Source organism: Halomonas sp. Mc5H-6, from assembly GCF_024124705.1.
GTDB classification, from domain to species: Bacteria; Pseudomonadota; Gammaproteobacteria; order Pseudomonadales; family Halomonadaceae; genus Vreelandella; species Vreelandella subterranea.
Map to the genome: position 1 here is coordinate 185,756 of NZ_JAMXSI010000008.1, position 20,781 is coordinate 206,536.

Consider the following 20,781-nt stretch of genomic DNA (forward strand, 5'->3'; position numbering starts at 1 on the left):
TTTAATTCACTCTGTGCGCAGCGTCAATCCGACCAGGCGTTAACAGGCTAATTAAAACAGCGCCAGCTGTTGCACCTGCGTATTCTCCGCCAGCCGATAGCCTACACCCAGCAGTCGCACGGGTCGCTCGCCCCTGTGCCAGCCAACGTTCAGCAGCGTTTCGAACTGGGCCAGGTTGGGGGCGGGGTCGGCGTGTTCCACGGTGGTCTGGGTGAAGTCGTTGAACTTCACTTTGACGATCAACCCGCGCACCCCGAGCGGCGGGTCCAGCCTCGCGTAGCGGCGCTCCAAATCCTCGATCAGCCCCGGTAGTTCATGGCGACAGGCCTCAAGAGTGGGCAAGTCCTGGGAATAGGTTTGCTCGGTGCTGATCGATTTGCGCTCGCGGTGGGTTTTCACCGGTCGGTCGTCTCGCCCCCAGCTCAGTTCATGCAGCCGCCGCCCGAAACGGCCGAAGTGCTCGACCAGATCCGTCAGCGTACGGGCGCGCAAATCGGCACAGGTATGGATATCAAGCCCGGCTAGTTTTTCTGCCGTGCGCGGGCCAACGCCGTGGATTTTTTTCACTGACAGCTGCTGTACAAAGCCGTCCACCTCATCCGGCGTGATCACGCACAAGCCGTCGGGCTTGTTCCAGTCGCTGGCAATCTTGGCCAGAAACTTGTTCGGTGCCACACCGGCCGAGACGGTAATGCCTACCTCGCGGCTGACCCGCTCACGGATCGCTTCGGCCATTAGCGTCGCGCTGCCGTGATGCTGGGTAACCTCGGAGACATCCAGAAAGGCTTCATCCAATGAAAGTGGCTCGATAAGCTCGGTGACATCGCGATAGATGGCAAACACCTGCCGCGCGACGGCTTTATACTTGGCCATATCGCCGCGAATGACCGTCAAATGCGGGCAGCGCTTGAGCGCCTGGGCCATGGGCATCGCCGAGTGAATGCCGTATTCCCGGGCGGGGTAGTTGCAGGTGGCGACCACCCCGCGCTGCTCGACGCTGCCGCCAATGGCAATCGGTATATCACGCAGCGCCGGGTTGTCGCGCATCTCCACCGCCGCGTAAAAACAGTCACAGTCGCAATGAATGATTTTGCGCACTGACTAGCCTTCTACCTGTAAAAAACCACAGTTTATCACAAGCCCTAGCCCTTCATGTGCCACAAAACGTCCGCAGCACCTGTTCACTATCGGTCGCCGGCGCTGCCAAACGGCGTGCTTCCGCCGAGTCATCAAACGGCTGGGTGACCACACCCAGCAGCGTGTAGAACGGCGCAAAATCGCCGTCGTAGGCGGCATCGATGGCCTCCTGAACGCGATGATTGCGGGGAATGATGACTGGATTGCTGCGGCGCATGGCCGCAAAGCGCGCCTCGTCTTGCCCGGCTACCTGCGCCGCCTGCCACTCCTCCAGCCACGCGGTTAGCGACTGAGGCTGGGTTGTCAGCGCCAGCAGCGCATCGCGGTGTTCATCGCTTGGCGAGGCGGCGTAGTGGGTGAGCGCATCGAAGGTGGCGGTCATGTCCATTCGCCCCTGATGCATCTGGCTTTCCAGCCCTTCCATCAACGCCTCGGCCTGGTCACTTTCCGCTTCCAGGCCGAGCTTATCGGCATGCAAGCGGCGCTGTTCGGCGTTAAACAACGTATCGAAATGGCGGATGGCATTGGTGGCTTTTTCGACCAACGAATCGCCCTCGCCCTCTATCAGCGGCAGCAATGTCTCGGCGAAGCGGGCCAGGTTCCACTGGGCAATTGCCGGTTGGTTGGCAAACGCATAGCGGCGGCCTTCATCGATGGAGCTATACACCTTCTGAGGATTGAACTGCTCCATAAAAGCACAGGGGCCATAATCGATGGTCTCCCCCGCCAGGCTGCAGTTATCGGTGTTCATCACCCCATGAATAAAGCCGATGCTCAGCCAACGGGCAACCAATTCCGCCTGGCGGGCAACCACCGCCTCAAGCAGCGCCATGTAGGGGTCGTCTGCTTTGGCAGCCTCCGGGTAGTGGCGTTCAATGGCATGGTCCGCCAGGGCCTTTAGCGCCGCTTCATCCTGGCGGGCAGCGATAAATTGAAACGTCCCGACGCGAATATGGCTGCTGGCCACGCGGGTAAATACCGCACCCGGCTCGGGCAGTTGGCGCACCACGCGCTCACCGGTGGTAACGGCCGCCAGCGCGCGGGTGGTAGGAATCCCCACGGCGGCCATAAACTCGCTGACCAGATATTCCCGCAGCACCGGCCCCAATGGCGAGCGGCCATCGCCGCCGCGGGAAAACGGCGTACGGCCGCTGCCCTTGAGCTGCACATCACGGCGCTTGCCATGCTGATCGACGACTTCACCCAGCAGTAACGCACGGCCATCGCCTAACTGCGGCACAAAATTGCCGAACTGGTGGCCCGCGTAGCCCAGGGCACCAGGCTTGGCCCCGGGCGGTAACTGGTTACCGCTGAACCACTCGGCAAGCGTGGTGGCGTCCGGGATGTCCTGCGCGCCCAGCTCACGGGCGAGCGGCGTGTTAAACGCAATCAGCTCGGGGTGGGCAACCGGCGTTGCCTGGCTGGCAATCCAGAGCGGTTCCGGTAAGGTGGCATAACGATGTTCAAATGACAGCATGAAACGATCCACGTGCTAGCGAATAAGGTATGTCCCAATACCCTAGCATTTTACTCAAGTAAACGCCGAGACAAAGCTTCCCAACCATGCCGACTAGCCATAAATCTACGCTAACGCCCCTGCCCCAGGATTTTTATAACCGCGATACCCTGACGGTCGCCCGAGACATGCTCGGCTGCTGGCTGGTGCGTGAAGACAACGGGGAGCAACTGGCCGCTAGGATTGTGGAAACAGAGGCGTATTGCGGTGCTGAGGATTCCGCCTGCCACGCCCACCGCCGCCGCTCGCCCCGCACGGAAGCCATGTTCGGGCCAGCGGGCCACGCCTACGTTTATCTGGTATATGGCATGCACTGGCTGCTCAACGTGGTCACCGAGCCGGAAGATTCACCCTGCGCGGTGTTAATTCGCGCCGTGGAGCCTACAGTCAACGAGGCGGCGATGCGGGCCACCCGCCAGGCACCGGGCAAGCAGTTGAGCAATGGCCCGGGCAAGCTCACCCGTGCGCTTAGTATTGATAAGGCCTTATACGGCCACGATATGACCCAGACTGGAAAGCTGTGGATTAGCCGAGCCACGCATAGTGCCGCGATTGCGACCGGGCCTCGCGTGGGGATCGATTACGCCAGCCCCGAGCACCGCGACGCCCCCTGGCGGCTATGGTTGGAGGGTAATCCTTGGGTGTCCAAGGCGCGTTAATTCTCGCGCAGACAACGAACCGCCTCCTCCAGCACTGGCGTTAACGGTGCGCGCCACTGATGGGTGAGCATGGCATCGGCGCGGGTCACGCCCAGGGATAGCGAGGCAACGGGCAGGCCCATTCCATGCGCTTCGCGGCAGAAGCGGTAGCCGGAATAGACCATCAATGACGTCCCCACGGCCAGTACCGCCTCCGCATTGTGCAACCCCGCCTGGGCGGCGACCCGCCGAGCAGGCGGGACCACATCGCCATAATACACCACGTCCGGTTTGAGAATCCCGCTGCAGCGCGGGCAGTCGAAGACTTTAAAGGCGGAAAAATCGGTTTCCAGGTCCGCGTCGCCATCCGGTGCATGACCGGCATCCAGGGCGGCAAAACGCGGGTTGAGGTGGGCCATCTCACTGTGCATGGCGTGACGCATCATATGGTAGCCGCAGGTCATGCAACTGACGGTATCGGCCCGGCCGTGCAGGTCGATGACCTTTTTGGACCCCGCCCGCTGATGCAGGCGGTCCACGTTCTGGGTCACCAGCATCTCCACATAGCCCATGGCTTCCAGCGCGGCCAGTGCCTTGTGCGCACCGCTCACCTGGGCCCCGCTCAGCGCCTTGAAGCCGACCAGCGCCCGCGCCCAGTAGCGCTGGCGCACCGCATGAGAGGCCATGAAATCGCCGTGCTGAACCGGCGGTGAACGCTTCCATTGGCCATCGGCATCGCGATAGTCAGGAATCCCGCTGTCGGTGCTCACGCCCGCGCCGGTAAGAATCCAGAGTTTTGGGTAGCGCGCGATAAAGCCAGCCAGTTCTTTACCTGCCTGGGTCACGCTATTGGTCATGTCCACTGCCTGCGTCAAATGTTCACCCCTAGGCAATTTTGCTCTCGCTAGACGATACTGTATGACAACGGCAACGCCTACTCTGTGCCAAGCTTTTTATCCGAGGAGCCACTTATGCAAGGGTCTGATCAACGGACGATGCGGGATCATGATGTCATTATTGTTGGCGGCGGCATGGTCGGCGCCGCACTGGCGGCCCGGCTGGGCAATGCGGGCCAATCGGTAGGGCTGATCGAACAAGGCGATGCCCCCGCAGCGCCCGAGGGCGACTACGACCTGCGTATCTCATCGCTGAATGCGCGCTCGCTTAAGTTTATCAATGCCAGCGGTGCCCACCTGCCCGAGGAACGCTGCTGCCCCTTCCGGCACATCGACGTGGCCAATCAGGATGGCACCGGCCACTCGCTTTTCTCTGCGGCCGACAGCGGTATGGAAGACTTCGGCATCTTTGTCGAAAACCGCACGCTCCAGTACGCCCTTTGGCAGCGATTGGCCGACCTCCCCGGCGTGACCTGCTATACCCAGTGCGCCCCGGTAAGCACCCTGACCACGGGCGATGCGCGCCTGCTCGAGCTGGATAACGGCAAGACGCTAACCGCCGCGCTGATCGTCGGTGCCGACGGTGCGCGTTCCACCCTGCGCGAATTAGCCAGCATTGGCGTCACCCATTACGACTACCACCAGCGGGCGATGATCATTAACGTGGAAACCGAGCTGCCCCAGCAGGATGTCAGCTGGCAGGTCTTCACCCCCACCGGCCCCCTGGCCATGCTCCCACTGCCCGGCCAGCGCGCATCACTTGTGTGGTACGACAGCGACGAGGCCACCAAGACACGGGAAAAGCTGGACGATGACGCGCTCAAGACAGCCATCGAAGACTCCTTCCCCGAGCGGCTGGGCAAGCTCACCCGCATCGTGGCGCGCGCCAGCTTCCCCATCAAACGCCAGCACGCCAAACGCTACATCGGCAAACGCCTGGCGCTGATCGGCGACGCCGCCCACGTGGTTCACCCACTGGCAGGCCAGGGACTGAACATCGGCCTGCACGACGCCGACACGCTCGCCGAGATTATCATTCAAGGCCGCGACCCAGGCGACTACCTCAACCTACTGCGCTTCGAGTGCCAGCGCCGGGCGGCTAACCAGGCGATGATTGCCGCCACCGACAGCTTCCACCATCTGTTTACCGGCGCCAAGCCGCTGCGCCAACTGGGTGATCTCAGCCTGCATATCGCCGAGCGCATCCCCTTCGCCAAACGCATGATGATGCAGCAGGCCAACGGGCTGAATCCGTTCAAACGGCGCTAGGCGCTGATAAGCACAACGACATTTCACAAAGAAGGCCAAGCGGTTGAGCTTGGCCTCGTAGATGATGCCCAGCTTGGAACAGAGGCTAACCTGTTGCTTCCCTCTATCCCTTCACGCTATCCCTTCAGGTGGTTATCCAGAAACTCACGAATCACCGGAATAATGACATCGCCGTGGGTCTCCAGGGCAAAGTGCCCCGTGTCGTAAAAGCGAATGTCCGCCTGATGGATATCGCGCTTCCAGGCTTCAGCCCCCGGCGGCAGGAAGAATGGATCATGCTTCCCCCAGACGGCGAGCAACGGCGGCTGATACGCCCGAAAATAGGCCTGAAACTCGGGGTACTTCGCTACGTTGGAAGCGTAGTCCAACAATAAGTCGAGCTGGATATCCGCCATCCCAGGTTGAGAAATATGCGCCCCTTCCAACGTATAGGCATCCGGTGCTACGACACTTGTATCACTTACCCCCTCCACGTACTGCCATTTGATGGACGCCGGGGTCGGAAAGTCGCTGAGCGCATCGCGATTCGCTTGTGAAGGGTCGTTCCAATACTTGCGGATGGGCGCCCACCCTTGTGAAAGCCCCTCCTCATACGCATTGCCGTTTTGCGAAATGATCGCGGTGATCTTTGACGGGTGGGCCACCGCCAAACGCCAGCCAACCGGCGCGCCATAGTCATGAACGGCAATGGCGTAGCGCTCAAGGTTCAATTGCTCGGTAAATTGATTGATCGTCTTCGTCAGGTTGGCAAAGGTGTACTCGTATTCACCGCGCGCCGGTGACTGGGTAAAACCAAAGGCTGGCAAATCCGGTGCGACAACGTGATAGCCATCGGCAAGCGCCTCAATCACATCGCGCCACATGTACGAGGAAGCAGCGAACCCGTGCAGCAAAAGCACCGTCGCCGCCGCCGGATCCCCCGCTTCACGATAGAAAACATCGACATCGCCCACTTTCTCGAAACGATAGTGAACCTGCCGCGTGGTTGAGTTTGTAGCTTCATATGTCATCGACGACCTCCTTAGTAACCATTAATAAACATTTTTGAAGGTTACAAATAACTATAGTAACCTTTTAAGAATATATTTAGAGGTTACTCAAAATGTCATCAAATATTGCGCCACCGTTCATCGCCAGCAATCTCGCTCTCGACTTCATCAACACACAATTTGGCGTGGGGGAAGAACGCCAGGAATGCCTGGATGACGACAGCAGTGTCATTGCCTGGCTTCAACAGGCGGGTGTTTTGACGGACCTTTGTGAAACGCCACCGGCGGGGATAACCAAGCTGGCTCGGGAATTGCGCGACAACATGCGCGACCTTCTCATCTCGGCCCAACAGGGATGCGCCGCAGATCCCGCCGTGGTGAATCACGTTCTGGAAAAGGGTTGCCCAGTAGAGAAAATTGAATGGGAGCCAACAGAGGCGGTGTTTCAGAAAAAAATCGATAAGCGCAACATGGATAGCGAAAGCCTGTTGCAGCCTGTCGCGGCGTCATTGGTTCAGTTGCTTACCGAGGAAGACCTGCAGCTCGTCAAACAGTGTGAAGCCTCGGACTGCGTTCTACTCTTCCACGACCAAACAAAGTCCCACCGCCGCCGCTGGTGCAGCATGGCTACTTGCGGTAACCGGATGAAAGCAGCTGCGCACCGGGCTAGAAAGAAAACCGGATAGCGTGCTTTGCGATCATGCCCGGTACGGGGAGACTCGGCGACTTCAGCTCGACAAGCGGATGATGATGCAGCAAGCTAATGCATTGAATCAGTTTAAAATTATTTAGGATTAATTCATGCATTTAGAGTCGACTGATTTGGCAGCATTGGAGCGTTTTTTTGAAAAACTGGCACTTCTGCCCAAACCAGAACCAGCCACACCCAATTTGTTTTCCGTTGCAGGACCTGGCCAGCATGAGAATCGCTTATCTGACTTGATGGCCTTCTTTATGGGTGGTTACCCAGGGGCTCCTCGCTGGATGGCCAAGGCCGTGTTGCATGCACTCTTTCGTAAAGAGCGATTCGATCATGAGCCCCTACAGCGCATCGACTGGGAAGCAGTCACTACCGAGCGGGAAGCAGGGAGCTGGAATGTCGAAAGCGCTTCGACCAAGCGCCTAGACCTGGTGGTTTCGGGAAACGACTTTGTATTGGGTATCGAGCATAAAGTATGGGCTTCAGCGGAGAATAACCCGTTTTATGCCTATGACGACTTGCTGAACAGCTATGAGGTTAAAGTCTACAAGTGCGTTTTATGCCCGAATGACGTTAAGAAAAGCGTTTGGGCACCCGCCAATAACGCTGGCTGGCCGACGCTATCTTACTCGGAAGTATTGGCCTCAGCCTATGAGCTGTACGGGCAAGACGTAGCCCCATCTAATCAGACCAAATGGCAAATTTTCTACCAAGAGTTGTTGCAGCACCTCACCTCTCTCGCCCATCCAACGGAAGAAAAGACAATGACAAAAGACGAACTGGATTTTTCGTTGAAGCATTTCAATGATTTATACGAAGCATCCCAACGTCTGAAACAACTCGACAATGAATTGATGACGGAAGGTAAAAGCCATATTGCTACTGCATTGCAGATAGACACGACCGAGATTAGCACCAATAAAAAGCCGGAGGATTGGGGAGATCAGACAAGAGTTTGGCGCTTCTTCCCTCACACTTGGGGTGAAAATAATGGGAAAGGCTCTCAGGTGTGCTTGATATATTACCCGTCGGCAGAATCAGAAGGCGATGAAAGCATCGGCTTTGAGGTACGGGCATATTTGGAAAGTCAGGAAAGCAATGACCCCTGGTTGGAAAGAATCGAGCAAGCATTTCTGAAGGTAACTCCTATCACCAAACACCCAGACCTTGCTTGGTACAGAGACGGCCATGGCAATGACACTTGGCCTGAAGTTGCGGGGCGATGGCAGACTTTGAGTGCTTGGCCCCGAGATTACACTAAGACAGGAGCTATGAAGGCGCTGGGTGATTTAGCGAAATGGGTAGATGAGCACGCATTCCAGCCAGAAACGCATATCACCGACTAAGCCTAACAGTAAGCACCCACCAACCACCGCTGTAACGTCTCCAATGACGCCTCGCCCGGCAATGCATTACAATAACCGCTGCACCAGCTGGGCGATATCAAGCCTAACGGTTCCCTTTCGCCAAGCGCATGATGATCAACCAAACGGGCTGAACTGGATTAAGAGGCGCTGGCGCGGGCTATGCCAAGTACCTGGATTGGAGTCTACTTTTTACGGCTTGCTACCCGCCATCCGATGAGGCGTCACCTGAACGCTCTGCTCCATTCTGCGCTTGAGGGCTAATTGCCTCTTTTACCCACCCATACCACCCCGCCTCAGATGCTATGACTCCAAGGCCGAAAGCAGCAAAAGTCAGACTGAGCAGCCAAGCCACGATGCTCAACGGCATTTTTCCGACAAGACCAAGTGTCAATTCCTTCGGCCAGCCAGGTGAGGTTACAGCCGCGACCTCTGTCTCATCGAGATAGTAGACGACTCGATTATTCCCTTCCGCAAGCAGTGACTCCCGGATCCGTCGAGCAAGTTCATGAAGCTCCTCGGCTTGCGGCATAGTAAGGTCCGGACTGGACTTACTCGCTTCTTTAAGCATTGAGTGCATTTTACTGAGCTTGCCGAAGGCTCCGGCATCAAGTGTTCCCGAAAGTTTGAGCTCTTTCGTTAGATCTAGAACAATGCGTATGTTGTCGATCACATGATCGTTCCAGAGAGGTTCAGGCGTGCCGCTCGCCCCCATCTTATATTTAACATCATTAAGATATCGGATGGCCGTTCCGAGTTTTATAAATTTTTTAGCTTTATAATTGTTCATGTCCTCTCCCCGGTGCAACGCCACATGCCCTAAATTTATGTCCAAGGCCAAGCAGTTACCCACATAACGCCTGGGATTTGCGTCCCTGAAACTCGAAAGTCATGCGCCAATTTCCGTTAACACTAATCGACTACCGCTCTTTACCTTTACCCCTTATCAGATGATGCCGACAAACAGGGATGCTCATGTCTTCCACTGACATAGCAGTGTTCAACCCTGCGAGCGGCTTACGCCGCTTCCTCGCGTAATAAAACTGTATGTCATCTGTGCTGCAAGCCGAATAGAACCAATTCAGTAGTTTGTGGCGGAATAATTTAATCATCCGGTACCTCACACTTAGCCTTCACATCATCAAGCGCCCCCTGCCCACTAAACCCAACAGAAAGCCTAAGGGTTAACCCCTTCAAAATGCGTTAAAAATGGCTAGGCTGTGAGGAAGGCCATTGCAAATGGTCAACAACAATCACAATGATCCCTTATCGCAGGAGAACTTATGGCGCTTATTCAACGGCATCCTCTGCTAACGTCAGCGTTTATCAGCATCGGCCTAATTGCCTCTTCATCACTAATGGCTTGGGACGGCCTAGTTGAAAAGCAGACCTTCGAGCTAGAAAACTTCACCACCCAAGGGGGAGAAATAATCCCCGAAGTAAGCGTGGGTTGGGAGGCCTACGGCGAATTAAACGAGGCCCGCGATAACGCCATTCTGATTACCCATTTCTTCTCCGGCACCAGCCACGCCGCCGGCCGCTATGAGACCGAGGGCGAACCAACCGGCTACTGGGACGCCATCATCGGCCCCGGCAAACCGCTGGATACCGATGAGTACTACATCATTGCCTCGGATACGCTGGTCAACCTCAACGCCCACGACCCGAATGTCACCACCACCGGGCCTGCCTCGATCAACCCGGATACCGGCGAACCCTGGGGCATGGACTTCCCGGTGGTGACCATTCGTGACTTTGTCGAGGTACAGCGCGAGCTGTTGGAAAGTCAGGGCATTGAATCGCTGCATGCGGTAATGGGTGCCTCGATGGGTGCGCTACAGGCCTTTGAGTGGGCCAGCGCCTACCCTGACCGGGTCGAGCGCCTGATTCCCGTGATCGGCGGCGGGGTGGCCGACCCCTGGTTGCTGGCAACCCTGAGCGCCTGGGGCGCACCGATTCGCCTGGATGCCAACTGGAACAAAGGCGACTACTACGACGGCGAGCCGCCCATCGAAGGGCTTAAAGAAGCGCTCAAGCTGGTCACGCTCAATGCCAACCACTGGGAGTGGGCCAACGACACCTTTAACCGCGACTGGGCTGACGAAGACCGCGACCCGGCTCGAGATATCAATGCCCGCTATGCGATAGAGCAAACGCTGGATGAAATCGCCGCCGCACGCGCCGAAACCTCCGATGCCAACCATCTGCTGTATCTGGTGCAGGCCAACCAGGCCTTTATGACCGGCCACGGCGACTCGTTAGAGGAAGGGCTTGCCGCCATCGATGCGCCCACGTTGATGCTTTACAGCGAGAGTGACCTCGTCTTCGCCCCAGAAGGCGTGCGCCACACCGCCGAGCTGATTGAAGCAGACGGCACAGAAGTGACGCTTGAAACCCTGGAAGGCAACCGCGGCCACCTGAACGGTGTACTCTTCATCGACCAGGCCAGCGATACGCTGCGGGCGTTTTTGGAGTAATTGATTGAGCGCTGGCTTTGCGTCTTGAAGCCTGCGCTTAAGACGTTGCGATATGAACCAGCCTGATTGAGCGCAACTCAGGCCGGAGCCACCGAAACATTAGCGGCTAGCGTTTTCCTCGGCCACCTGACGAAGCGCATCGACAAGCACGTCGGCGGGCTGGGCACCCGAAATCAGGTAGCGCCCTTCGAGAATGAATCCTGGGACCGCACTCACGCCTGCTTCCATGAATCGCTGTTCTGCCGCACGAACTTCGTCCGCGTACTGATCGGAACGGGCGATGGCCTCGGCTACGTCCCCGTCAAGCCCAACCTCGATAGCCTTCTCCCGCAGAACAGTGGGATCTGAAGGGTTTTTCGCCTCACCGAAGTAGGCATCGAACAGCGCCAACTGCAGGGGCGTCTCCAGGTTCTGCGTTGCGGCCCACGCAAGCACACGGTGGGCATCAAACGTATTGTTCGCCCGACGCTCCTGGGCGCCACGAAAATTCAGCCCAAGCTCTTCGGCCACTGCCATAATCTCGCGCTGGGATTGCGCCATGCTGGCAGCATCCTTGCCGTACTTGCGGCATAAGTGTTCCAGAATCGGCTCGCCCTCGGGCGGCATGTCCGGGTTGAGCTCGAAGGGCTGCCAGTGGAGTTCAACGTCGATCTCGCCATCTAGTATTTCCAACGCTTGCTCCAAGCGCCGGTAGCCGATCGCGCACCAAGGGCAGGCGACATCAGAGACCAGGTCGATTCTCACCTTTTGCATAAGGGCTCTCCTTGCTGGGTTCGATCATCAGGGCGCAAACAACGCCAAGCCCTGGCTTGTACCATGAAACGCATAAACGCAACCAGCGCAGAACGCTACTCGCCCTCTATATCAGCAAAGTGACCCGCTTTATCCAGGGTGTATTCACTAAAATCCCTAGCCAAGTAAAGCGAACCAGAATAGACGCTTTGAGCTTCTTTGCGGATGTCCTCAATGGACGGCGACGCATGGGGGTTGAGCTGGTAGCGGGGGCTGAAATGCGTCAGCACCAGGTTGGGGAGCTGTATCGACTCGGCAAACGTGGCGACCTGCTTGGCATAGCTATGCCCAAAGTCACCGGCCTTTTCGGCCATGGCTTCAGTGTAAGTCGCTTCATGCACCAGTACCTGCGCCTCGGCGCATGCTTCCGACAACAAGTCGGGCTGGTCATTGTCCCCGGCGATCACCACCTTTCTTGGTTTGTGTTTGGAGATCAGGAAGTCACGGCCTTTTAATCGCTCGCCCGCAAATTCAATATCCATCCCTTGCTTCAACTGCCCCCACAAAGGCCCTCTGGGAATCCCCTTTTGCTCTAGCTTATCGACGTCCAGTGCAGCGTCCACCTTTCGCTCCGTCAACTCATAGGCATAGGACGGCGCCCGATGTGAAAGCCTGTGGGTAGCAACCGCGATGTTCTCAAACTCAACGCTTGGCAGATCATCAGAATAGACAAATTCCAAGGCGAAGGGTAACGATAGCTGGGTGGCCTCAAAGGTGGCGTCCAGCCATGCCTTGATGCCTGCGGGCGCCACAATGGTCAGCGGCTCCGTCCGGCCGTTCATGGCCGCACTCGCCAGTAGGCCCGGCAGCCCATAGCAGTGGTCGCCGTGCACGTGGGTAATCAGGATGGTTTTCAATGCATTCAGCGAGAGCTTCGTGTGCAACACCTGATGCTGGATGCCCTCACCACAATCGACCAGATACCAGCCCTTCCCCTTGCTCTCGCGCAACGCGACCCCGGCGACGTTTCTGTTTTTGGTGGGCACACCGGCGGAGGTGCCGAGGAAGAGTAAGTTCATGGTTTGTTGGTGATCTCTCTAGAACTCAGGAGTAGCTTTCGTTAAGCGGCTTCAAAATCCAAAGGGTGAAGATCGTCCAAATTAAGCGTGCCACGAGCCATCCATAGGTCATACATATCCTGCATTGCAAGCCAGCTTTCTGGGGTGCGCCCGAGAACCTTCGACAGACGTAAAGACATTTCAGGGCTGATACCGCTATTCCCTTTGAGCAATCGTGACAGCGTAGAGGGCGAGACGCCTAAACTGGAAGCCAACTGACGAGAACTGATACCAAAAGGTTCCAGGTATACCTCCCGAATGAATTCACCAGGATGCGGCGGGTTATGCATCGTCATTAGTGATAATCCTCATAATCAAGAATGTAAGCGTTGCCGTCCCGAAACTCGAACGTCATGCGCCAATTTCCGTTAACCCGAATCGACCACCGTCCTTTGTCTTTACCTTTCAAGGGATGAAGCCGAAAACCGGGAATGTCCATGTCTTCCACCGACGAGGCGGTATCCAGAGCAGCTAGCTGCATACGCAGCTTATCGGCATGGTCAGGCTGTATGCCCGCCGTGCTACCGGTGGAGTAGAACCGCTTCAGTCCTTTGTGGCGGAATGATTTGATCATGAGGATCATTATAGCGCGTTGCGCATCACGCACCAACAAAGTTGATTATTTTATAACCATGGTAGAGGGGCAGGGTCATTGATCCCGGGCCTTACTAATAAAATTCTCTAGCAGAGCGTTTGCACGCTCAACATCCCGTTCGTAAATGAATAGGTGATCAAACACTGCACCGCATTAGGGCCTGCCTTGATCCCTTCATTATTTAGCAATTCTAAAACAGGACGAAGGAATCCGATGACGTCGAATGGAAGGTCTCCATCCGTTGAAACGACACGGAACGGACCGAAGTAACCCCTGACAGGGACTTCGGATTTTAAGCGTTCAAATGCTATTTCCTCGACAATCGCCGACACACCCGCTTGGTCGCGAATCAAACAGCTATAGCGGCCATCACATTCGACAAACACGCTAGCAGCATCAGAGGCGGATACATCTCCTAGCTCTAACATCCAGTACCGTTCAGGCCAGATTTTCAACTTCATATTCGCCCATACTGCAATCGGATCAATAGACATCCAATTCTCCTATTAGACGACCACCCAATGCCTGCAGCATGCGCGCCCATGAAATGGAGCCGAGGGCGTAATGTAAAGGGCGTCGCCGGAAACCCTGCTTGATCGGATCAAAATCGAAGCTAACAAGCGGGTGCCCTACCAATCGCTGATCAAGGCTTGGCTTGCGGATGATGTGAACGCCAACCGTCGCACCTGAGGCGCTAACGCAGAGCGCACCGGTGGCCTTGGGGCAGCGAAGCGGAGACAAGGGCGTCCAAGTGCCGCGTTGGGTTAAATTGCTATCGCTCACCCTCAAGGCCATGCCATACCCGGAGAATAATGATGGCACTGGTATGAAGCGAATATCGAACGACGTATTTTCCGAAAACCATATCTCGAATAGAGTCAGGCACCGGTGCCATTTCAACAGGCGTGCCCATGTTGGGGAAGTCTGGAAGTAATTCGATTTTACCAACCAGGTCTGAAGCTATCCTGGCTGCCTCCGTCGGGTTATGCACCGCAATAAACTCCCGGAGACGTATCAAATCATCAATGGCTTCGTCCGTGTAAACCAGTTTCACTTACCTGACCCCGGCGCGTCCTGTTCGTTTTCGGTCCCCCAGCTCTTGAGCCAGCTGTGAACCTCGCTGGCATCAACAACCTTGCCCTGGGCAGCAGACTCCATTGCCTCTAATGTTTGATTCCAACGCTCTTGCTCAAGCTGCTGCTTTTCTATGTATTCCGCAAGCGCCTGGTTAATCACCCAGCCTTTGCTCCTGTGCAACCTGCTGGCGATGGCCTCCAGATGCTGCTCAACGTCAGCTTGAAGGCGAACTGTGGTGACACTCATGGCTATATCCTCGAATTTGACGACTACAACGTATTACATCATAGCCTACGAGGGAGCGGCAAAAAGTTTAACGTTGAGCACAGCGGCGGCCCGTCAGGGACGTCCAGCGGCCATCGGCCGCGCACTGCTGCAACTTGTTAGATGCCCAGCCACCGTGTTTTATGCCTTAGTGAGCTGCGCAACCATTAGCCTGCCAGGGAGCAGCGGCTTCATCTTGCTCATGGTGATGATTTGGCTCATGTGGAGTTTGTCCGTTGTTTTTACCTCTACCCACAACATCTTGCCATCCTTGGTGAGCGTCAAATCTGGCCAGCCGGCACGATATTGATATGGATCTTCCGCTATTGCCTCTGTGATCGCACGAAGGGCGCTGCTACCCAAGGTAGAGAAAATTGCTGATATCGCGTTCTCAGTTAGCCCAGGATAGGCTTCCTTGACCATCAACGAGCGATAGATTTCCCGAAAGCCTCGAACTACAGAACTCAGGTCAGCCTTCTCCACCGCGGAAGCAATCGCGGGAATATAGTTTTCATGAATCTTAAGCTGGGCTTCTGTGAATCTATTGCAAGCGTCTTCCCGGGAGCCGAACGGATTGAGCTCCGCGAGTACGTCTAATGCTGCCGCGCGAATAATGAGGAGAATGGGTCCTCCTTCACAATACGCCCCTTCGTATCCCTGCTGAATATAATGCTTCCAAGCAATTCGTTCCGGCTCTTTGCCGAATTGAATCCCGTCGATCTGCTCAAATGGAAGCCCGAGATGGGCACACTGCTCGGGAAGTCTCAGGCTCTCAACCGCACTCCTCCAGCCCTCAGTAGTGAGCTTGCCATTCTTCTCTATTAGGCCACGTAGCACGAGGGTGTTTAACGTACCTTTCTTTACGCCTCTGGAGTCGCCACACAGTGTTTCCCTGAGCGCGGCCTTCATTTCGGCACTTATCCTTCTCATGGGCATCTAACGCCGTTGTTCAGCGGCAGCCTTGGCAGAGCGAAGCGGCGACAAGGCTGTCCGGTATAGGGCCGTCCGGCCCGGAACGAACTGGAACACTTGGTTAGGCATCTATGCCACCGAGTACTGCTGCGACCCTGCGGACCGAGCTGGCATACGCAGAGGCCATTTCGTTGGAAATTACTTCCGATTCAGCATGCGCAACACGGTTTCTTAGTGCCGCGAGATCTAAAATGACCCGGATAGTTTCTTCATTGGCTTTGCCGGAATCGGCAAGCTTCTTCACCAACGACCCTACACTAATTTTCTCGTAGGAATTATGGCCGACCAGATTTCGGATGACGGCCTCCAGTTCGCCCCAAGTTCGTAAAACGAGATCTGTAGGTTCCGGCGCAACGCGCTTGAATCTAATTTCGGGGCCCGGCTCTGCTACAACATCCGGCGTACGTTCCGGTTCCGGCAGATCACGCTCTACTTCCGCGAGGATCTTGCTCGCTTCTCGCTCGAATTCTAATTCCAGGTCTTTGAACTTCAGCCTTTTAAGTGTCGGCACCAGTTTTGACAAGGGCGCACGCATCAGAGCTACCACGAAAATAATCGTGACCGGCCAAATCACCACTTCAAGAATTTGCACCCATGTGTCCATACTTTTTACTGCCTAACGTTGCGTACAGAGGCGCGAGCTTGCGAGTGTCCTGCCGCCGCTTGCGGCGGCGAACTGGTACGCCTTGTTATAACTAGCTGAGATCTTTCTTAGCATACCCGATTACTGCCTTTAGCCTCGGTTTCACTAGTTTCTCGACATTCTCTGCATGCTCAGCAATGGCTTCTGACTCTTCAAAAGTATTTGGGTAATAGAAGCGCTCCTCGTCCGCTCTAAAATTTTCATTCCAAAGATCACCTTCTAAAGCCACTAATTCCTCAATTACCTTCTCCGGCAAAAGTAAACTACCGATACAGGTTGTTTTAGCTATGACCCTACGAGCTTCCGAAAAACTCGGCCAGTTTCCTCCTTCTATAGCCTGGGTCCCCTTCGTTGGAATCATCTTTTGTCTGCAGTAGGTTTCATTTGCCCACAGAACCATAGCTTCCAGAGCGGATAGGATGTCCTGGTAGGCCTGATACTTCTCTTGCCACACCTTTTCCTTTTTAAACTTCCAAATCGCGAGCATAGACCCTAGAAAGGCAGCTAAAAGGGCTGTACAAAAAGAGATAAACCAAGCAGGTATTTCTAGCACGAGAGCTCCATTCGGTTATAACGCCAGCAGCATGGGCGCGACGTCAGGAGCGTCCCTTGCCTGCATTTGTTAGATTCAATCATTCGTGACCTTCCTCGCGAATTTACGGATAAGGTGCTTATCATTCACATCAGCAAATAACCTTTTTATTGCCGCATCATCAGGCTTGGAAAATTTCATGAATTTCTTTCCGTAAACGCCATACTGACAATCCTTTTGTTTATTCTCAAGATCTCGTAGTATCAAGCGCACTTTATCACACGCATCAATATATCTGAGTGCAATGCTAGGTAAGTCGCGGGTCTTTATGTTAGATATGATATATCTTTGTATCACGCGATTCCTTAACTTATACAATGAATTCAACTCTTTGTGGTCATTGTATTTAATGACATTATATTTAAGAGCATCATCATATATTTTTCGCTCCATCAAGCCTCGTTCAGCTTCTGCCTGGAAAAGATATTTTATTGGGACCTCGTCCGTCTGGTTCTTCAGTTGGATGGTGATAACTATACTCAACCTTAGAAAGGCATCAATCTGATTTGCAGAAACGGCAACCACTTCCACAAATGAACCTGATTCTATCGCGTTATCCAGAAGGTCGTACGATGCAGCCAAAGCCCCTTGGAATCGATCAAACTTTTCCATATCAGAGGCGAGCTTTCGATCTTCAGAAGGGACAATAACCACAGATTTTAAAATTTTATCAACTAAGCGGAGTTCTTCATTTATTTTTTCATCGCTATCAAGGCTTGCATCATGGATATATTTACCGATTAAAGCCTGATCTGCTGAAATCCCATAGAACATGTGAACACAGAAATCTGAATCATCCATCCTGGAAGGTCGCCATATAAGCTCTGGCACACCATTCGGATACTCATCTGCAAGTCTAGGTGCTATTTCCCCTAGTGGATAACGGCTAATCTGAAAACACCCGTTGGCGTTTTCATAGGGCTGAAAGTTGTATGGGGACTTTTCTTCTTCGCCTTCCACAACAGGGTTGAGGTATTGCCACTCTGTTGGAATTTGAATCAGGAATATCCCATTGGGCTCAGTCCAATGCTTCATTCAACATTCCTGCGGAAATCTAACGCGGAGCGAAGCGGCAACCCGTCAGGGACGTCCGCCTTACGCGAATTGTTATGTCGGCATGTCGGTATTCTGGGCTTCTAGGTGCGAGATATAAGTGAACTCTTTGAACTCTACTTTGAACGTAGAAGGGCTTATTTCCCCTTGCCAAAACCTCACGCTTGGGTTTTGCCCCTTCAGCACCAAGCATATAACCTCCAAAACATCTCTACTTATATTCGGGCCGAAATAAATACCGGTTAGAATTTCCGCAGGATATGTGTATGCAGTGCCAGCCTCACTATGCAAAACCCGCCATTCACGCTCATATTTCCAAGCAGTAGATTTTGTGCAAAAAAGATCAAGGACTTCACCTCGTTTTCCATCCGTGAAAACACTCAACGCGTTCAGCTTGGGCATCTCGTCTACGTATTGCACTTTTTTTGCTTTTTTAAAAAGCTCAGTGCTTGTGTCAAACTCTAAATAGACCCCCTGGTATTTGTCCGAATAATGGGCCCACATGAGCAGTTCGTCGTTTACCTCAGAAAAACAGGAAACACCCCTGCTCTCAATGAATCTTTCGATGACATCTTCACAAGCCGCTCTAGCCACCCTCATAAGCATAGGCCTCAGCTCATCTGGAGCCTTTGACTCTAATGCTTCCTTCACATGATCAGGCCAATACTTGGCTAGATAGATCGACCTAAACTTCTCGATCTCGTCTGGCCTTATCTCCTCGACATCAGCCCTCAGAGCGCAATCATATGGGTCGTTAAAGCCAGAGGGTGGCGCAAAATATACGACCTGGTTCTTGAGGTTGAGAAGGGACTGTACGGTGAAAGCCTCGTATTTATAGAGCTTTTCTGGGAGATTCAAACTCTGCTCTCCTAATAGACATAACGTTATGCATTTCGACTTTCAAGCGCCTTCTTGAGAAAGCTTTCCAAATGCCTTTCTACCGTCTCAGGCCTAATTGAAGGTAGCCCGAATGACTTCCTTTCAACTCCACTATCGCCGCCTCTTCGCTGATCATAGTACGCGTTGTGCTCTACCTTTTCAGCTGACGCATCACCCTTTAAGACGAATACTGCATAGTCGGAAGGGTTCGGTTTCGCAACCGTCTCCGGCAAGAAGCGAACTTCCAGGTACGGATTGCCCCGTCCGTCGACTCCTTCTTTCATCTCTGCACTGTAACCCGCTTCCTGCACGTCCTTAACGAACCTTCCAAAGATCGGCTTTGCAACCCCCTCTACTGCTTCATCAAAGTCCGAGAGAAACTTCGCATCCGCCTCTTTACACGCAGCAACCTTGCGTTCCTGCTCATCTCGCTCAATCTCCTTATCTCTTTCATGATTATCAATGATCTTCTTGAATGACATGATCGCGCCCCCCCCCCTATTCTACATAACGCCCGGCTCACGCGCCGGCTTGGAGCCACAGAGCGGCGGAAAATTGGTCGCCGTGCAGCCGATTGTTAAGCCAGCTCCTCAACGGCCACCCAGTGTATGCAGTTCTCTGGTAGAACCGATCCCTCCACACCAATCAGGTAATCGAGCAAAGCTTTTACTTTTGCGCGAACATTGTCATCCTCTCTAATCCGCACTAGCGCATTATATGGCTTCTCGTTTTTTACTTCTTCCCCGAAAAGAGCCGTTTCGAAACAGGTCTTGCAAGCAACGAGATTTACACTTCCGTCCTCTTCCTGTAAGTCTGCGATAGTATTATTCATGCCCCAGGCGGGATTTTTCTTCCCATTAGCCGTAAGCTCCTCATCGGTATCGTGAAGAATGCAAAACGACTTAGAGAATTGTTTAAGCACTTTGGCTACTGACGGAATAATTCCTTTCCCCCTTGCCCTGATGATCTGAACATCACCATATTCCTCTGGGTAGAACTCTTTTAACATCGAGAAAGCTGTATATTCAGTGTCCCCTTCAACAATGACTTGTCTTCCGCCAAAGAAAAACTCATGGACATAAGGATCGCAGACATTCATCAACTTCAAATTTCTTTTATCATCTTCGTCCAGCTTGGCTCTTTCAGGACGATATAATGTTGTACTCTTAACCTCACTGTCTTCGTCTCGAAACACTCTGATTATGGTCGTATTATCTTTCGACAAATCTATAAATATTGGAGAGTGCGATGTGATCATAACCTGCCAATTACCGCTCTCTGGTAGATCATAAAGGACCGACCTAGCCTCCCGAATGGCGGAAGGGTGCAGGCATATTTCAGGCTCATCCAGCAATAGCACATGTGGTCGAGAACCCTTTTTATCCTGAGATTCAGATAAGTATTTTAATGTTGCCCATAACAAAGTTCTCCTTGCACCACTCCCTTGGTGCTCAATAGTACTAAAATAACCGTCTTCTGGCCCCATAAGAAGATCCGCATTACCTTTGAAGGGCTGATATGCTCCTTCAAGATCAGCTTCTGGCTTTGCATCGAATTTTATTTGGTGTTTAGGAAATAACTTGCTCAAATACTCGGATACTTCACTTTCGATCACTTTGACTTCGTCCTCGGTCGCCTGGACGACTTTTGTCTGAAGCTGCCGAATTCTATCTAGTATCAATTCATAATCGGATTTTTCTTGCTCAGGGTCTGATCTAATTTCTAATATTTTTTCCTTTAGCATGCTAGGGAAGGTCTGAATAACTGCCGATTATCGCCAATCGCGGTTTGAGTCGACAAAAAATCAAAGATTCAGACACGCTTCTCCCGTTATGTGTGTGTTTTTTGCCCGTTTCCCGCCTTTTAGGCG

The 20,781-nt window shown here is 53.9% G+C and carries 25 protein-coding genes; 5 read left to right on the forward strand and 20 right to left on the reverse strand.

The annotated features are described in order from the left end of the window. Positions 1-51: 51 nt before the first annotated feature. Positions 52-1,098 (reverse strand): DNA polymerase IV, encoded by a 1,047-nt coding sequence (dinB, locus tag NH395_RS12960; protein WP_253025400.1) that lies wholly within the window; start codon positions 1,096-1,098, stop codon positions 52-54. Positions 1,099-1,150: 52 nt separating this feature from the next. Beyond that, positions 1,151-2,614 (reverse strand): protein adenylyltransferase SelO, encoded by a 1,464-nt coding sequence (locus tag NH395_RS12965; RefSeq protein ID WP_253025401.1) that lies wholly within the window; start codon positions 2,612-2,614, stop codon positions 1,151-1,153. Between the two features lie 86 nt (positions 2,615-2,700). On the opposite strand from NH395_RS12965, the gene NH395_RS12970 reads away from it, so the two are divergent. After that, complete coding sequence (locus NH395_RS12970; protein WP_253025402.1) at positions 2,701-3,312, forward strand: DNA-3-methyladenine glycosylase; 612 nt, start codon at positions 2,701-2,703, stop codon at positions 3,310-3,312. Here NH395_RS12970 and NH395_RS12975 read toward each other — a convergent pair. Next, positions 3,309-4,148: an NAD-dependent protein deacetylase gene (locus NH395_RS12975; protein WP_253025403.1), complete on the reverse strand. Its 840-nt coding sequence runs from the start codon at positions 4,146-4,148 to the stop codon at positions 3,309-3,311. The genes NH395_RS12970 and NH395_RS12975 overlap by 4 nt on opposite strands. 114 nt (positions 4,149-4,262) lie before the next feature. Between NH395_RS12975 and NH395_RS12980 the strand changes: the two genes are divergently transcribed. Beyond that, the gene (locus tag NH395_RS12980; protein WP_253025404.1) at positions 4,263-5,456 is read left to right on the forward strand and encodes a UbiH/UbiF/VisC/COQ6 family ubiquinone biosynthesis hydroxylase; all 1,194 of its coding nucleotides are present in this window, start codon (positions 4,263-4,265) and stop codon (positions 5,454-5,456) included. A 116-nt stretch (positions 5,457-5,572) separates the two neighbouring features. On the opposite strand, the gene NH395_RS12985 is transcribed toward NH395_RS12980, so the two are convergent. Then, a complete protein-coding gene (locus tag NH395_RS12985) occupies positions 5,573-6,466 on the reverse strand; it encodes an alpha/beta hydrolase (RefSeq protein ID WP_253025405.1) in 894 nt (297 codons plus the stop codon). Between the two features lie 92 nt (positions 6,467-6,558). Between NH395_RS12985 and NH395_RS12990 the strand changes: the two genes are divergently transcribed. Together NH395_RS12990 and NH395_RS12995 are read left to right on the forward strand one after the other, a co-directional pair. Further along, complete coding sequence (locus tag NH395_RS12990; RefSeq protein WP_253025406.1) at positions 6,559-7,131, forward strand: ABATE domain-containing protein; 573 nt, start codon at positions 6,559-6,561, stop codon at positions 7,129-7,131. A 115-nt stretch (positions 7,132-7,246) separates the two neighbouring features. Then, positions 7,247-8,491: a PD-(D/E)XK nuclease family protein gene (locus NH395_RS12995; RefSeq protein ID WP_253025407.1), complete on the forward strand. Its 1,245-nt coding sequence runs from the start codon at positions 7,247-7,249 to the stop codon at positions 8,489-8,491. A 220-nt stretch (positions 8,492-8,711) separates the two neighbouring features. Here NH395_RS12995 and NH395_RS13000 read toward each other — a convergent pair whose 3' ends face one another. Beyond that, entirely contained in the window at positions 8,712-9,299 is a 588-nt protein-coding gene (locus NH395_RS13000; protein WP_253025409.1) for a hypothetical protein, read from the reverse strand. 493 nt (positions 9,300-9,792) lie between these two features. Here NH395_RS13000 and NH395_RS13005 point away from each other — a divergent pair, with 493 nt between their 5' ends. Then, positions 9,793-10,986, forward strand: a complete 1,194-nt coding sequence (locus tag NH395_RS13005; RefSeq protein WP_253025411.1) for a homoserine O-acetyltransferase — start codon at positions 9,793-9,795, stop codon at positions 10,984-10,986. A 99-nt stretch (positions 10,987-11,085) separates the two neighbouring features. On the opposite strand, the gene NH395_RS13010 is transcribed toward NH395_RS13005, so the two are convergent. From NH395_RS13010 to NH395_RS13080, 15 genes are all read right to left on the reverse strand, one after another. Further along, positions 11,086-11,739, reverse strand: a complete 654-nt coding sequence (locus NH395_RS13010) for a DsbA family oxidoreductase (RefSeq protein WP_253025413.1) — start codon at positions 11,737-11,739, stop codon at positions 11,086-11,088. A gap of 95 nt (positions 11,740-11,834) precedes the next feature. Continuing rightward, the gene (locus tag NH395_RS13015) at positions 11,835-12,797 is read right to left on the reverse strand and encodes a ribonuclease Z (protein WP_253025415.1); all 963 of its coding nucleotides are present in this window, start codon (positions 12,795-12,797) and stop codon (positions 11,835-11,837) included. Positions 12,798-12,838: 41 nt separating this feature from the next. Continuing rightward, entirely contained in the window at positions 12,839-13,132 is a 294-nt protein-coding gene (locus NH395_RS13020; protein WP_066321251.1) for a HigA family addiction module antitoxin, read from the reverse strand. Then, positions 13,132-13,410 (reverse strand): type II toxin-antitoxin system RelE/ParE family toxin, encoded by a 279-nt coding sequence (locus NH395_RS13025; RefSeq protein WP_253025417.1) that lies wholly within the window; start codon positions 13,408-13,410, stop codon positions 13,132-13,134. The genes NH395_RS13020 and NH395_RS13025 overlap by 1 nt, the downstream gene beginning before the upstream one ends. 107 nt (positions 13,411-13,517) lie before the next feature. Then, complete coding sequence (locus NH395_RS13030) at positions 13,518-13,925, reverse strand: hypothetical protein (protein ID WP_253025419.1); 408 nt, start codon at positions 13,923-13,925, stop codon at positions 13,518-13,520. Beyond that, complete coding sequence (locus tag NH395_RS13035; RefSeq protein ID WP_253025421.1) at positions 13,915-14,214, reverse strand: hypothetical protein; 300 nt, start codon at positions 14,212-14,214, stop codon at positions 13,915-13,917. The genes NH395_RS13030 and NH395_RS13035 overlap by 11 nt, the downstream gene beginning before the upstream one ends. Further along, the gene (locus tag NH395_RS13040) at positions 14,204-14,485 is read right to left on the reverse strand and encodes a type II toxin-antitoxin system RelE/ParE family toxin (RefSeq protein WP_253025423.1); all 282 of its coding nucleotides are present in this window, start codon (positions 14,483-14,485) and stop codon (positions 14,204-14,206) included. The genes NH395_RS13035 and NH395_RS13040 overlap by 11 nt, the downstream gene beginning before the upstream one ends. Beyond that, entirely contained in the window at positions 14,482-14,754 is a 273-nt protein-coding gene (locus NH395_RS13045; protein WP_253025425.1) for a ribbon-helix-helix protein, CopG family, read from the reverse strand. Before NH395_RS13045 ends, NH395_RS13040 begins: the two co-directional genes overlap by 4 nt. Positions 14,755-14,913: 159 nt before the next feature. After that, entirely contained in the window at positions 14,914-15,681 is a 768-nt protein-coding gene (locus tag NH395_RS13050) for a VRR-NUC domain-containing protein (RefSeq protein WP_253025427.1), read from the reverse strand. A 124-nt stretch (positions 15,682-15,805) separates the two neighbouring features. Further along, on the reverse strand, positions 15,806-16,336 hold the full coding sequence (locus NH395_RS13055; protein ID WP_253025429.1) for a hypothetical protein: 531 nt from the start codon (positions 16,334-16,336) through the stop codon (positions 15,806-15,808). 103 nt (positions 16,337-16,439) lie between these two features. Then, on the reverse strand, positions 16,440-16,940 hold the full coding sequence (locus NH395_RS13060; RefSeq protein WP_253025431.1) for a hypothetical protein: 501 nt from the start codon (positions 16,938-16,940) through the stop codon (positions 16,440-16,442). Between the two features lie 75 nt (positions 16,941-17,015). Then, positions 17,016-18,014, reverse strand: coding sequence for a hypothetical protein (locus NH395_RS13065; protein ID WP_253025433.1), 999 nt, complete (start codon positions 18,012-18,014; stop codon positions 17,016-17,018). 72 nt (positions 18,015-18,086) lie between these two features. Further along, positions 18,087-18,890, reverse strand: a complete 804-nt coding sequence (locus NH395_RS13070; RefSeq protein WP_253025435.1) for a DUF2971 domain-containing protein — start codon at positions 18,888-18,890, stop codon at positions 18,087-18,089. Positions 18,891-18,916: 26 nt separating this feature from the next. After that, a complete protein-coding gene (locus tag NH395_RS13075) occupies positions 18,917-19,393 on the reverse strand; it encodes a hypothetical protein (protein ID WP_253025447.1) in 477 nt (158 codons plus the stop codon). A 95-nt stretch (positions 19,394-19,488) separates the two neighbouring features. Next, on the reverse strand, positions 19,489-20,655 hold the full coding sequence (locus NH395_RS13080; protein WP_253025449.1) for an AAA family ATPase: 1,167 nt from the start codon (positions 20,653-20,655) through the stop codon (positions 19,489-19,491). Positions 20,656-20,781: the final 126 nt, after the last annotated feature.